The 15724-nt window shown below is 66.2% G+C and carries 1 protein-coding gene; it reads right to left on the bottom strand.

The genetic code is table 11. The features are described 5' to 3' along the window. Positions 1–28 precede the first annotated feature (28 nt). A partial coding sequence (locus tag ACYCCG_RS24935) for a BapA/Bap/LapF family large adhesin (protein ID WP_459672126.1) occupies positions 29–15724 on the bottom strand: 15696 nt, incomplete at its 5' end.

Here is a 15724-nt window from a genome sequence, read left to right as displayed (position 1 = left end):
GCATTCACCCGGCGGGTTTGCAGCGGCCTCAAACCACATGGATACCGTTTTGTACCCACAGGTGATGGCTTGGATCCTCCTGGGCCGTGTATTGGTTATAGTCGATGCCGTCGGCAGTTTGGTTCCCGACCAGCGTCCAGTTGTCCGTCATGTGAACCGAGTCTTTGTCGTCCCCCTTGATGATCAGTGTGTCGGTACCGGTTTCGGTGATTGCCACGACGTCCCCCAGGTTGAGGGTGAGCGCCACCGAACTGGTGTCGTTGAGGTCGAGGATTTCGATGTCGTGCACGCGCTCGGCCAGGTTGCCCAGGTCGATACTGGCATCACCGCCGCCCCACAGCAGGGTGTCGGTACCTGTGCCACCATCGACGCTGGCGAAGTTCTGGTCGACTACCAACAGCGTGTCGTCACCCGCCCCTCCCTGCAGGGTGATGTGGCCACCCTGGCTGCCATCGAGCTGGTCGTTGCCGTCGGTGCCGGCGATCACGTCGGTGGCCGCTGCCAGGCTGGCGAGTGCCACTGATTCGTCGCCGGTATCGGCCAGCAGCGATGTGGTCGTGGTGAGGCCGGCAGCATCGTCCACGTTGATGGTCAGGGTTGCGGTGTCGGTGGTGCCGTTCGGGTGGCTTAGCTCGTAGGTGAAGGTGTCTTGCTGGCCGACCACCGCCGAGGTGAGCCCCGCGTTGAGGGTGTAGGTGTAGCTGCCGTCGGCATGCACCAGCAACGTGCCGTAGGTGCCGGCCACGCTCACCCCGTTGTAGCCTGGGATGGTGTAGGTGTTGGCCGCTGTCAGCACGCTCAGCACGGTCAAGGCCGAACCGATGTTGTCGTCAGTCAGCAGGTTGCCGGTGGCTGCTGTCGCGCCACTGACCACGAACTCGGTCAGGTACGTTGTGGTGGTGTTCAGGCTGGTGGTGATGGAGCTGAGCAAGCCAATGCCGCCGGCGGTGACACGGACTTGGTAGGCACCGGCGCCCTGGTTCTCGAAGGTATACCCGGCGCCACCCCCCAGCACGCTGATCAGCGAACCACCCGGTACCGACTGCACCAGAACGTACTGGCCAGTGGCCGGGTTGAGCTTGAGTAGCTCGATGGTGGTGCCGTTGAGCAGGCTCAACAGGTTGGCGGAGTTGACCACCACCTGCAGGTCGGCCGTGGTGTCGGCGGCAACCGTGGTGGTGTAGGTGGCCTGACGGGTACCGATCAATGGCAGGTTCAGCGAGCCCAGCGTACTGCTGCTGGTGTCCACGCGGTTGTCCAGGGTGACCTGGCTGCTACCAACGTCGTTGACTGCGTCGACCACCGTGGCCGGTGCTCCGTAGTTGGTGTCGCTCCAGATTTCCGTGGCTTGCGGGCTGTCGATGCGCACGTACAGGTTGGCGGTATCGGACAGGCCGTTCGGGTGCACCAGCTGGTAGCTGAACACATCCACCTTGCCCACACTGTTCGGGCTGCCGTTGGGCGTGTAGGTGTAGCTGCCGTCCGCACTGATCACCAGGGTGCCGTACTGGCCCTGAACCGTCGTGGCGGTCCCGGCCGAGACGTAGCTGCCGTCTTTTAGTACTTGCAGCACGGCGGCGCTGTCCGGGCCACTGGCATCCACCGCGCCATCGGTACCCACGTCGGTAATGACGTTGCCGGAGGTAGCAATGCCGCTGCCGGTGAATTGGGTCAGGCTGGTGGAGACGATGTCCAGCGTGGTGCTCACTTCGGTGACCAGGCCGATGCCGCCACTGCCCACGGTCAGTCGGTAATCACCGGCTTGCAGCACGCCGATGTCCACCTGCAAGCCGATCGGCAGCACGATCAGGTCAAGCAGGCCCTGAGTGTTGCCGGTGGCGATGGTCACCCAAGCGCCGTTGGCGTCCTTCACCTGCAGGGTGAAGCTGGTGTTGTTGAGCAGTGCCAGCACGCTGTTGGTGGTCAGTGTGAGGGTAGGGTCGGCCGTGCTGCCTGCTGCCACCGTCCAGGTGTAGGTCTTGGAGAAGCCCGACAGCAGCGTGGTGAAGCTGTCGGTGTAGGTCTCCGTGGCGCTGACCGCTTCCAGGTTGACCGTCGCCGTGGCCAGGTTGTCACTGGCGATGACCGGTGCGTTGGCATCCACATCCGGTGCCGTGACGTTGACGTTGCCCGACACGTTGCCGCGCGGGTCGCTGAGGGTCACAGACAGGATCTGGCCGTTGTCCTGAGGCGGGCTCAGGGTCACGGTGAAGGTGCCGTCCGCCTGCACCGTTGCGGTTTGCAGCACGGTACCGCCGGCGCTGCGTACGGTTACGGTGGCACCCACTTCGCCCGTACCGGTGAGGGTACTGCCATCGGCACTGAACAGCAGGTTGCCGGCAGCCGCAGGCGGGGTCAGGTCCGGTGCGGTCAGCGCAGTGCCTGTGGACACGTTACCGGCGCTGTCGGTGAGGGTGACGCTGAGCGCCTGGTTGTCGATCTGCGCCGCGGCCAGGCTGACCACGAACAGGCCGTTGCTGCCCACCGTTGCGGTACCCAGTACGGTACCGGTGCTGTTGCGCACGGTGACCGTGCTGCCGATCTGGCCAGAACCACTGACCGAGGTGCCGTTGGCGTTGATGGTGGCCAGCGGGGCGGCTGGCGGAGTGGTATCCGGCGCAGTCAGGCTGGTGCTGGCGGACAAGTTGCCGGCAGCATCGGCCTGGCGTACCACCAGCAGTTGCCCGTCGTTCTGTGGCGAGGTCAGGGTAATGCTGAAGGTGCCGTTGGCCTGTACCACTCCGGTACCGACCTGGCCGTTCGGGCCCTGGACGGTAACGGTAGCGCCCGCTTCACCGCTACCGGTAAGCACGGTGCCCGCGCCATCGATGGCGATGTTGGTAGGGGCGGCAGGTGGCTGCAGGTCTGCGGCGGTGTAGCTTGTGCTGCCGGACGCATTGCCTGCAGCGTCAGCCTGGCTCACGCCCAGGACCTGGCCGTTGAGTTGCGCGGCGTTCAGGTTGACGGTGAACACGCCACCGCCATTCACCACCGCCGTGCCGAGCACATTGTCGCTGGCATCACGCACTGTCACCGTGGCACCGGCTTCACCCGTGCCGCTCAGCACCAGGCCATTGACAGAGAGGCTGGTCACCACCGGGTTGGCCGGTGGCGTAATGTCAGCTGCTTGCAGGAAGGTCGGCTGCGATTCGCCGCCGACCAGTGCCACCGCTGTCACCGAAATGTGCTCGCCGTTGAGCTGGGCTGCGTCCAGCGTCAGGGTGAAGGAGCCGCCCAGGGTTGCGCTGCCTGTACCGATCAGGTTGCCTGCGGCATCGTACACGCGAATGCCCACACCGCTTGGTGCACTGCCTGTCAGGGTCAGGCCGTCGCTGCCCAAGGTCACGTCGGTTGGCGGCACGGGTGGTGCGATCAAGGGTGTGACGTAGGTCGCGACCGCAGACGTATTGATACCGTCGGACTGTGTCACTTCCAGGGTGGCGAGCGAGCCCGCCGCCGGCACCAGCGTTATCTGGAAGTTGCCAGCGGCATCCACCACGCCGGTGCCGATCACGCTTCCGTCGAGGCTGACGGTGACCGTGGCATTGGCTTCGCCTTTGCCGGTCAGCACGTTGAAGGTGTTGTTGATCGCCAGGTTGGTCACCAGGTCGGGTGGCGAGGTGTCGTTGGTCTGGTAAGGGACCGCCACCGAAGCGTTGCCGGCATCATCCGTGGACACCACCGTCAGCAACTGGCCATTGTTCTGTGCCGGGCTGATCGGCACAGTGAACTGGCCGTTCTCATCCACTTCCACCGTGCCCACGATGTTGTTGTCCGGGCCCCATACCGTGATGGTGGTGCCGGCTTCGGCCGTACCCGTCATCGATGTACCGGCTGCGTTGAGCAGCAGGTCGGTCGGCTGCACTGGTGGGGTCAGGTCTGGCGCAGTCACTGCCAGTGGTACCGACGGGTTGCCAGTGGCGTCCTGGGCGACGATGGTCAGCGTTTCGCCGTTGATTTGCGGGAGGTTCAGGTCAAGGACGAAGGTGCCGTCCGGTTCCACCGTTACCTGGCCCAGCAGGTCGCCGTTGTTGTTGACCACGGTGACGCGGGTGCCGGCTTCGGCGGTACCGGTCATCTGGGTACCGCTGTCGTTGATGACGGCGATCACGGTGGCAGGTGGTGTGGTGTCCGCCGCCGTGACCGAACTGATTGGCGAGATGTTCTCGGCTGCGTCGGTCAGGGTTACCTGCAGCACCTGGCCATTGAGCTGCGCTGCATCCAGCTCGACGATGAAGGTCCCGTCGGCGCCCACTGTGCCGGTACCGACCTGCGTGGTGCCGACGTACACGCGCACGGTGGCGCCCACTTCGCCGATACCGCCCAGCTCGTCACCTGCCGCATTGAGCTGCAGTTCGGTTGCCGCAGCTGGCGGCGTAAGGTCCGGCGCTTGCACGTTGACCGGCAGGCTGACGTTGCCGGGTGGGTCGGCCTGCAGCACCGACAGTGTCTGGTTGTTGATTTGTGCAGGTGACAGCTCGACGCTGAAACTGCCATCAGCAAGCACGATACCCGTGCCCAGTACGGTACCGGCTGCATTACTGACGATTACGGTGGCGCCGGCCTCGCCCAGGCCGCTGACCACACTGCCGTCGGCGTTGATCACCACCAGGGTGAGCGGGTCGGGTGGAGTGAAGTCCGGGGTTTGCAGAGTTGCCACTGCCGACACGTTGCCGGCCGCATCGGTCTGGGTGAAGCTGAGCAGCTCGGCGTTGCCCAGCGCCGGGTTCAGCGTGATGGTGAAGTGGCCACTGGCATCGACGGTGGCGCTGCCGATTTCCTCGCCTGCCGGGTTGGTCACGGTCACCAGCGCGCCCACTTCGCCGCGGCCGGTGAGGGTGACACCATCACCGGAAACGGCCAGTTCGCCTGGTGCCGTTGGCGGTGTGGTATCGGGTGCGGTGATGGCGCTGGCGGCAGACTGGTTGCCAGCCGCATCGGTCAGCACCACTTGCACCTGTTGGCCGTTGGCCTGCGGCGATGCGAGGTTGACCTGGAAGGTGCCGTCGGCGCGCACCGTGGCACTGCCCAGCACCGAACCATCAGCGGCGAGCACTCGCACGGCGGCACCCGCTTCACCGGTACCGTTCAGTAAGCTGCCACCCCCGGCGAAAGCCAGGTTGTCAGCAGCATCCGGCGCGACGCGGTCAGGGGCTGTCAGGCTGACGCTGTTGGACTCGTTGCCGGCCAAATCGGACTGGCTGGCGCTGAGCTGTTCGCCGTTGACTTGAGCGGCGCTCAGGTCGACGTTGAAGTCGCCATTGGCATCGACCACGGCAGTGCCCAGGTCGATACCGCCTTCGCCAAGCACGGTAACGGTGGCACCTGCTTCACCGCGGCCACTGAGTATCAGGCCGTCGTTGGACAACACCAGGTTGGTCAGTGGCTGCGGTGCCGTGGTGTCCGGTGCCTGTAGGGTAGCGGGCAGCGATACGGTGCCATCGGTGCCCGTTGCGCTGACCTGCAGCACTTCGCCATTGGCCTGTGCACTGCCCAGATTGACAGTGAACGTGCCATCGTTACCGACCGGGCTGCTGCCGAGCAATACGCCGTTGGGGCCGTAGACCTTGACTGTATTGCCCGCCTCAGCGGTGCCGGTCACTGACAAGCCGTCGGCGGCCAATATCAGGTTGTCCGGCGTGGCCGGTGCCAGCACCCCTGGCGCAGTCACGCTTTGTGCCGGGGAGACGTTCTGTGCGGCATCGACCTGGACCACGCTCAGGCTTTCACCCGTGATCGCTGTCGGCGACAGGGACACGCTGAAGTGACCGTCAGCCGCCACTGTAACGTTGCCTAGCACGGTACCGTCTGGTGCCCGTACGGTCACAGTTGCGCCTGCTTCGCCATCGCCGGTGAGGGTGGCGCCATTGGCGGACACCGCCAGGTTGGTCACGGCAGCCGGCGGCGTGGTGTCGGCTGCGGTGTAAGGTGCGGCCGGCGACACGTTGCCGGCTGCGTCGGTGGCGGTTACCTGCAGCGTCTGGCCATTGGTCTGGGCACTGTTCAGGGTGACCTGGAAGGTGCCGTTGCTGCCCGCTACCGCTGTGCCCAGCACATTGCCGCTGGCATCGCGTACGGTCACGGTGCTGTTGGCTTCGGCGTTACCGGTCAGTTGCAGCCCGGTACCCGACAGGGCGAGTGCTGTCGGTGCCGTAGGCGGGGTGAAGTCCGGTGCGGTGACCGCCACGGCGGTGGAGGTGTTGTTGCCCGCGTCGGTCTGCGTAACGCTCAGGAGCTGGGCGTTGAGCTGGGCGCTGTTCAGGGTGAGGGTAAAGCTGCCATTGGCCGCTACCAGGCCGGTGCCGATGATGGTCCCGTCCGGGCCGTGAACGGTGACCGTGGCACCGGCTTCGCCCAGGCCGGTCAGGGTCAGGCCGTTGCTGTTCAGCACCACGTTGGTCAAAGGCGCGGGTGGGGTCAGGTCTGGGGTTGTCACATTGATCGCAGGCGAGGTGTTGCTGGCGGCATCCACTTGCGTCACGCCGATGACCTGGCCGTTTGCTTGTGGCGTGTCGAAGGTCACCGTGAAGCGACCGTCTGCGCCCACCGTGGCTGTGCCGAGCAAGGCGCCGGCGGCATTGCGTACCTGTACCGTGGCGCCCGCTTCACCGCTGCCGGAAAGCTGGCGGCCGTCCTGGCTCAACACCGGGTTACTGATGGCCGCCGGCGGTGTGTGGTCTGGCGTGGCCAGGCTGGCCGGGCCTGACACATTGCCCGCGGCATCGCTGAGGGTGACCTGTAGCGGGCTACCGGTGACCTGCGCGCTGGGCAGGGTGATCTGGAACTGGCCGCTCTGGTTGACGGTGCCAGTGGCGAGGATGGCGCCGCTGGCATCGCGCACGGTGACGCTGGCACCGGCTTCGCCCTGGCCGCTGAGCACGGTGGCTGCGCTGTTGAGGCTGAGGTTGCTGGCCGCCAGTGGTGCCTGCAGGTCAGGCGCTTGCAGGGTGGCCGCGAGCGAAACGTTACCTGCAGCATCAGCCTGGGTCACGATCAGGTTCTGCCCATTGGCCACGGCCGACGAGAAGCTGACGCTGAACAGGCCATTGCTGTCCACGGTTGCAGTCCCCAGCAAGGTGCCTTGTGCGTCTGTCACGCGCACGGTTGCGCCCACTTCGCCTTGGCCGGTCAGCGTACTGCCGGTGGCGTTGAGGTTTACCTGCGTCGGCGCGTCAGGTGCCGTGGTGTCATTGGCCACGATAATGGCCGGCACCGAAGGTTGGCCATCGGCGGTAGCCTTGGCACTGACCTGCAAGGTCTGGGCGTTGAGCTGGGCGTCCTGGAAGAACACTCGGAAAGTACCGTCGCTGCCGACCGTAGCGCTGCCCAGGGTGGTGCCCCCGGATGTCACGGTAATCAGCGAGCCGACCGTACCTTGACCGGTCAGCAGGAAACCGTCGGCACTGATGGCAAGGGCCGAAGGCGTGGCCACTTCAGCACCTGTCGGGCCAGTCAGTGGTATTTCAGGCGATTCGTTGCCGGCAGGATCGATCACCACCACATCGACGGTTTCGCCTGATGCCAGGGGTGGGTCGACCGGTATCACGAAGGTGCCGTCCGGCCCTGCAGTTACAGTGCCGCGCACGGTGTCATCCGGGTTGCGGATTTCCACTGTGCTGCCAGGTTCGGCTGTGCCGCCGACCGAGCTGCCGTCCGGGCTTACGGTAAGGCCGGTGGCGGGCTCCGGGTTGGTTGTGTCCGGCGCAGTCACAGAGACCGGTGCCGAATCGTTGCCGGCTGCGTCCGTCACCACCACGGTCACGGTCTGGCCGTTGTTCTGCGGGGTATCCAACGGCACGCTGAAGCTGCCATCCGGGTTGACCGCAACGGTAATTACGTTGCCGGCCTCATCGCTCACAGTCACCGAACTGGCGCCCGGTGCGTTACCGGTCACAGCGGTGCCATCGCCGTTGACTGCAACGTCGGTGGGCAGTGCCGGTGGCGTGATGTCTGGCGCAATGATCTGGCTGGGCTGCGAAATGTTGCCGGCCGCATCGGTCAGCGTCACATCCAGGGGCTGGCCGTCCAGCTGTGCGGGCGACAGTGGGACCGTGAAGCTACCGCCAGCGGGCACGACGGTGGTGCCGACCAACGTGCCGTCGGCAAGCTTCACTTCCACCGTGGAGCCAGCTTCACCTGTACCTTGGATGGCGTTGCCGCCCGAGGTGATCGTGAGGTCGGCAGGCGCAGCTGGCGCAGTGCTGTCGTCAGCGGTGAAAGTGGCCGACGGCGAGGCATTGCCACCGCCATCGATCAGCACCACCGACAGCACTTCACCGTTGGTCTGTGCGGGGGAGAGTGCCACTTCGAACGTGCCGTCTGCATTCACCGGGAGGGTGCCTAGCAGGTCGCCCGCAGCGTTGCGTACCTCTACGGTGCTGCCTGCCTCGCCCTGCCCGCTGAGCAGTGTGCCGGTAGGGTCAAGGCCCAGACCTTGCGCCGGCAGCGGTGCCTCGAGGTCAGGTGCGGTCACGGTGCCAGCGGGCGAGCCGTTGCCGCTATTGTCCGCCTGAGTGACAGACAGCGTCTGGCCATTGAGCTGTGGCGGGTCGATTGCCACCTGGAAGGTGCCATCGGGCTGGACCGTTGCGGTGCCCAGTACTGCGCCGCCAGTGCCGGTCACGGTCACCTGCGCACCCGGCTCGCCGCTGCCGCTCAGGCTGCTGCCGTCGCCAGCCAGGACCAAATCGGTGGGGCTATCGGGTGCCTGGGTATCCGGTGCCAACAGGTCGACCGCCGCCGACAGGTTGCCGGCCGCGTCGCGTTGCTCCACGGTCAGAGCCTGGCCGTTGGTCTGCGGCGTGTCGAGGGTAATTTCGAAAGCGCCGCCAGCGCCGACCACTGTGCTGCCCAGCACGCTGCCGTCCGGTCCGCGCACGGTGACAGTAGCACCTGGTTCGCCGTTGCCGGTGATCGTGGTGCCGGTGCCGTCGATGGCCGGGCTGGTGACCACTTGCGGTGGGGTAGAGTCGGGTGCAGTGAAGTCCACTGGCCCTGCGCTGTTGCCCAGGTTATCGGTAGCTTCCACGGTCAGGCTTTCGCCATTGCGTTGTGGCGCGTTGAGGGTGACGTCGAATCGGCCGTCACCGCCCACGGTGGCAGTGCCCAGCACGTTGCCTTCGGCGTCACGCACGGTGACGATGGAGCCGCTTTGACCTTGGCCTGTGAGGTGAATGCCAGCGGTATCGATGGCCAGCCCGAAGGGTTGCAGCGGGCCGTCGGTATCGGGCGCCACGATGGTGGCGGTCGAGGTGTTGCCAGCCGGGTCGCGCAATACCACGTCCAGTTCCTGGCCGTCGGTCTGCGGTGGGTTCAGGACCACGCTGATCACACCGTCGGCACCGACCTGGGCGTTGCCCAGCACAGTACCGTCGGCGCTGATGACTTGCACGGTGGTGCCCGGTTCACCGCGACCGGTGAGCAGGTCGCCCTCGGCGTTCAGTTGCAGTTCGCTGGCTTCATTGGGCGGGGTGATATCGGGGGCGGTGATCTGGGTAGGCAGCGAACTGTTGCCAGCGCCGTCAATCGCCACGACATCCAGTGCCTCGCCGTTGGCCTGTGCGGGGGTCAGGCCGATGGTGAAGCTGCCATCCGGGCCGGCCTGGACGCTGCCTAGGACATTGCCCTGCGCGTCACGCACTTGCACCTGCGTATCTGCCGGTGCGGTACCGGAAACGCTGGAGCCGTCGCCGGCCACCACCACGCCGCTCGGGCTTTCGGGCAGCGGTGTATCGGCAACGGTCACACTGACCGCTGCCGAGGTATTGCCGGCGGCATCAGTCTGCACCAGCACGAGGTTCTCTCCGGCGGCCAGCGGTGCCTCCAGATCGACCACGAAGGTGCCGTTCGGCGCCACGGTGCCGGTACCGATGACTGCACCTTGGGCATCACGCACTTCCACCGTGGCACCGGGCTCGCCACGGCCCGAGACGGCCAGGCTGCCATCGCCTGCCACCACGTCGGCGACGATCGCTGGCGCGGTAATGTCCGGGGCCACGTAGCTCAGCGGCACCGAAGTGTTGCCTGCTGCATCAATCACCGTGATGGACAAGGTTTCGCCATTGGCCTGTGGCGGGTCGAGGGTCAGGCTGAAGCTGCCATCCGGCTCGGCAATGGCGCTACCGATCAGGTTGCCCGAGGCATCTTCAACCTCCACTCGGGCGCCTCCTTCTGCAGTGCCGACCAGGCTGTCGCCATTGCTCAGTACCAGGTCGGTTGGTTGCAGCGGTGCTACCAGGTCGGGCGCTGTCAGTGGGGTAGGTGTAGAGACGTTGCCGGCGGCGTCGGTCAGGGTCACTTGCAGGGACGAGCCATCCACCACCGGGGTGGGCAGTTGTACATTGAAGCTGCCATCGGGCTGAACGGTGCCGCTCACCAGCACCTGCCCCTGATCGTTGCGCACCTCCACGGTGGCGCCCGCTTCGCCGCGCCCGGAGACTGTGCGGCCATCGTTACTGATGGCCAGCTCGGTAGCGGGCTCCGGCGGTGTGGTGTCGCCGCCGTTGTCCACGATCGGTGCGGTGACGCTACCGGCCGTGGAGGCGTTGCCTGCGGCATCGGTGGCCGTCACCTGCAACTGCTCGCCTGCCACTTGTGGCGGAGTGAGGTCGATGCTGAAAGCGCCGCTGGCCCCCACCACGACACTGCCCAACACCGTGGTGCCGTCGGCGGCCAGCACACGGACGGTGCTGCCTGATTCGGCGCGGCCACTGACGACGCTACCATCGCCACTGATTGCGAGATCGCTGGGTGCCACAGGCGGGGTGATGTCTGGTGCGGCGACCTGCACCGGCAACGACGAGGTGCCGTTGTTGTCGATCGCCACCACGTCCAGCAACTCGCCATTGGCCTGGGCTGGTGTGAGCACCACGGTGAAGGTGCCTTCAGCCCCCACCACGATGCTACCGACCAGCGTGCCGTTGGCATCATGCACTTCCACACGGCTGCCTGCCGGAGCAGAGCCGCTGATGCTGCTGCCATCGGCGGCCACGACCAGTTCGCTCGGGCTGGTAGGCGTGACCACCAGTGGCACGTCGTAGGTCAGCGCTTCAGAGGCGTTGCCGCTCGGGTCGGTCTGTACCAGGCTCAGGCGTTCACCCGGCAGCGCAGCTGGATCGAGGTCGATCAGGAAAGTCCCGTTCGCGGTCACTGTGCCGGTACCGATCAGCGTGCCATTGGCATCGCGCGCCTCGACAGTTGCACCGGCTTCGCCGCGACCGCCCAGGGTCAGGCCGTCGGCGCCGACCACAATGTTGCTGACCACGGCAGGTGCGGTGATGTCCGGGGCATCGAACTGTAGGGGTGAAGAGACATTGCCGGCGGTATCGACCAGACGGATATCGAGGATTTCGCCATTGGCCTGGGCTGGCGACAGGGTAATGCTGAAGCTGCCGGTTTCATTGACCAGACCAGTGCCGAGCAAGTTGCCCGAGGCATCGAAGGCCTGCACTGTCGTGCCAGGCTCGCCGTTGCCGCTCAGGGTCACGCCGTCGGCCAAGGCCAGGCCGGTCGGCTGGGCCGGGGCCTGCAAGTCCGGGGTAGCCACCGACGCCGGTGCAGAAGCATTGCCGCTGGCATCAGTCAGCACCACTTGCAGGTTGCTGCCATCTTTCACCGGTGGGTCGAGGGTGATCTGGAAGGTACCGTCCGGGTTGACCGAGCCGCTGGCCAGTACATTGCCCTGGGCATCGCGCACCTGCACGCTGGCACCGGCTTCGCCGCGGCCATTGAGCTGGGCGCCGGCCAGGTCGACTACCAGGTTGGTCGCGGCATCCGGTGGGGTGATGTCGCCACCGTCGATGTCCGGCGCGGTGATGTCGCCGGCCGTGGAGGTGTTGCCTGCCGCATCGGTGGCGGTGACTTGCAGCACCTCGCCGTCTACCTGTGGCGGGTCGAGGGGGATGCTGAAACTGCCAGTGGCGTCGACCACCACACTACCCAGCACGGTGGTGCCATCGGCGGCCATCACACGCACGGTGCTGCCCACTTCAGCGCGGCCGGTGACCACGCTGCCGTCGGCATTGATCACCAGTTCGCTCGGGGTGACCGGCGGGGTGATGTCCGGTGCGGTGACCTGCACGGGTAGCGATGTAGCGCCGCTGCCGTCGATGGCCACCACGTCCAGCAATTCGCCGTTGGCCTGGGCCGGGTTGAGGATGACGGTGAAGGTGCCATCGACACCTGCCACGACACTGCCGACCAGTGTGCCGTTGGCATCGTGTACTTCCACGCGGCTGCCTGCCGGGGCTGTACCGGTGATGCTGACGCCGTTCTCAGCAACTACCAGGTCGCTTGGGCTGGCGGGCGCAGTGGTTACCGGAACTTCATATTGCAGGGCCTCGGAGGCGTTGCCGCTCGCATCGGTTTGCACCAGGCTCAACTGAGCGCCCGGCTGGGCAGCCGGGTCCAGGTCGACCTCGAAGGTGCCGTTGGCGCCGACGGTGCCGGTACCGATGACAGTGCCGTTGGCATCACGTACTTGTACGGTAGCACCCGCTTCGCCCCGGCCACTGAGCACCAGGCCATCGGCGCCGACCACGATGTTGCTGACAGTAGCTGGCGGCGTGATGTCCGGTGCAGTGAACGCCAGCGGCGTCGAACTATTGCCGGCGGTGTCCACCACGCGAATGTCCAGTGCTTCACCATTGGCCTGGGCGGGGAACAGCGTGACGCTGAAGGTGCCGTCTTCGTTGACCAGGCCTGTGCCGATCAGGCTGCCGATGGCATTGCGCACCTGTACGGTGGCACCGGGCTCGCCGCGGCCGGTGAAGGTCACACCATCAACCAAGGCCAGCTCGGTTGGCTGCGCCGGGGACTGCAAGTCTGGCGCGGCGACTGAACCGGGTTGCGAGACATTGCCGGCAGCGTCGGTCAGGGTCACTTGCAGGGTACTGCCATCGGTGATGGCCGGGTTCAAGGTGATGGCGAAGGTGCCATCTGGGTTGACCGTGCCCGTGGCAACCACGGTGCCTGCGCCATCGCGCACCTGAAGGCTGGAACCGGCTTCACCGCGACCGGTCAGCTGGCTACCGGCAGTGTTGACCACCAGGTTGGTCGGGGCCTCCGGAGGCGTTGTGTCGCCGCCATCGATGTCCGGAGCAGTAAGGCTGCCGGCGGTGGAGGCGTTGCCTGCTGCATCGGTGGCGGTGACTTGCAGCACCTCGCCGTCTACCTGTGGCGGGTCGAGGGTGATGCTGAAGCTGCCGGTAGCGCCCACTGCCACGCTACCCAGCACCGTGGTGCCGTCGGCGGCCAGCACGCGCACGGTGCTGCCCGGTTCGGCACGGCCGGTGACCACGCTGCCGTCGGTATTGATCACCAATTCGGTCGGTGCGGCAGGGGCGGTGATGTCGGGGGCGGTGATCTGGGTGGGCAGCGAGGAAACGCCGCCATCATCGATGGCGACCACGTCCAGCAGTTCGCCGTTGGCCTGGGCCGGGTCGAGGGTTACGGTGAAGCTGCCGTCGGGACCAGCCACCACAGTGCCGATCAGTGTGCCGTTGGCGTCATGCACTTCCACGCGGGTGCCGGCAGGTGCGGTACCGCTGATGCTGCTGCCGTCTTCGGCGACCACCAGGTCGCTGGGGCTGACAGGCGCAGTGGTGACCGGGACTTCGAATTGCAGTGCCGAGGATGCGTTGCCGCTTGGGTCGGTCTGCACCAGGCTCAGTTGCTCGCCCGGCTGTGCGGCCGGGGCGAGGTCGATCAGGAAGGTGCCGTTGGCGCCGACAGTGCCGGTACCGATGACAGTGCCATTGGCATAGCGTACTTCGACGGTGGCGCCGGGCTCGCCGCGACCGCTCAGGGCCAGGCCGTCAGCGCCGACCAGGATGTCGGTGACCGCATCGGGCGGAGTGATGTCCGGCGCATCGAATTGCAGTGGTGCCGAGGCGTTGCCTGCGGCATCCACCACGCGAATGTCCAGGGCTTCTCCATTGGCCTGGGCGGGGAACAGCGTGACGCTGAAGGTGCCGTCTTCGTTGATCAAGCCAGTGCCAATCAGGTTACCGCCGGCATCGCGCACCTGCACGGTAGCACCAGGCTCACCGCGACCGGTGAAGGTGACGCCATCGGCCAGTGCCAGGTCGGTCGGTTGTGCGGGCGGCAGCAGGTCTGCCGAGGTGACCGAGCCCGGTTGCGATACGTTGCCGGCGGCGTCGGTGAGGGTGACCTGCAAGGTGCTGCCGTCGTTCACGGCAGGGTCCAGGGTGACGGTGAAAGTGCCATCCGCGTCGACGGTGCCAGTCGCGAGGATGTTGCCGGCCGCGTCACGCACCTGCACGGTGGTGCCCACTTCGCCTCGACCACTGAGTTGGCTGCCGGCAAGGCCGATCACCAGATTGGTCGCGGTCTCCGGTGGCGTTGTGTCGCCGCCGTCGATGTCCGGCGCGGTAAGGTTGCCGGCGGTGGAGGCGTTGCCTGCCACATCGGTGGCGGTGACTTGCAGCACCTCGCCGTCTACCTGTGGCGGGTCGAGGGTGATGCTGAAGCTGCCGGTAGCGCCCACTGCCACGCTACCCAGCACCGTGGTGCCGTCGGCGGCCAGCACGCGTACGGTGCTGCCCGGTTCGGCGCGGCCGGTGACCACGCTGCCGTCGGTATTGATCACCAGTTCGGTCGGTGCGGCAGGGGCGGTGATGTCGGGGGCGGTGATCTGGGTGGGCAGCGAGGAAACGCCGCCGTCATCGATGGCCACCACGTCCAGCAGTTCGCCGTTGGCCTGGGCCGGGTCGAGGGTTACGGTGAAGCTGCCGTCGGGGCCAGCCACCACACTGCCAATCAGCGTGCCGTTGGGGTCATGCACTTCCACGCGGCTGCCGGCCGGCGTGTTACCGGTCAGGGTAGTGCCATCAGCATCGATGACCAGATTGCTCGGGCTGTCGGGCGCGGTGGTCAGTGGGACGTCGTACTCAGTAGCCACGGAAGCATTGCCGCTTGGGTCGGTTTGCACCAGGCTCAACTGCTCGCCTGGCTGCGCGGCTGGATCCAGATCGATCAGGAAGGTGCCATTGGCTCCCACAACACCCGTGCCGATCACGGCGTCATTGGCATTGCGCACTTCGACGGTGGCGCCGGGTTCGCCGCGACCGCTCAGGGCCAGGCCATCAGCGCCGACGGCAATATTGGTTACTGCCTCAGGCGGAGTGATGTCCGGCGAATCGAATTGCAATGGAGCAGAGCTGTTACCGGCGGCATCCACCAGACGTACATCGAGTGCTTCACCATTGGCCTGAGCAGGCGACAGGGTGAGGCTGAACAGGCCGTCGGCCCCGGCGACACCGGTGCCAATCAGGTTACCGCCGGCATCGCGCACCTGCACGGTAGCACCAGGCTCACCGCGACCGGTGAAGGTGACGCCATCGGCCAGGGCCAGGTCAGTCGGTTGTGCGGGCGGCAGCAGGTCTGCCGAGGTGACCGAGCCTGGTTGCGATACGTTGCCGGCGGCGTCGGTGAGGGTGACTTGCAAAGTACTGCCGTCGTTCACGGCAGGGTCCAGGGTGACGGTGAAGGTGCCATCCTCGGCGACAGTGCCAGTCGCGAGGATGTCGCCGGCCGCGTCACGCACCTGCACGGCAGTGCCGGCTTCGCCTCGGCCACTGAGTTGGCTGCCGGCAAGGCCGATCACCAGATTGGTCGGGGCTTCAGGCGGGGTGGTATCGCCGCCATCGATGTCCGGGGCGGTGACCGAGCTGGCTACGGAGGCATTACCAGCGGCATCGGTCGC

Source organism: Pseudomonas sp. VEM90 (assembly GCF_054611535.1).
This window is presented reverse-complemented; position numbering and strand designations above follow the sequence as displayed.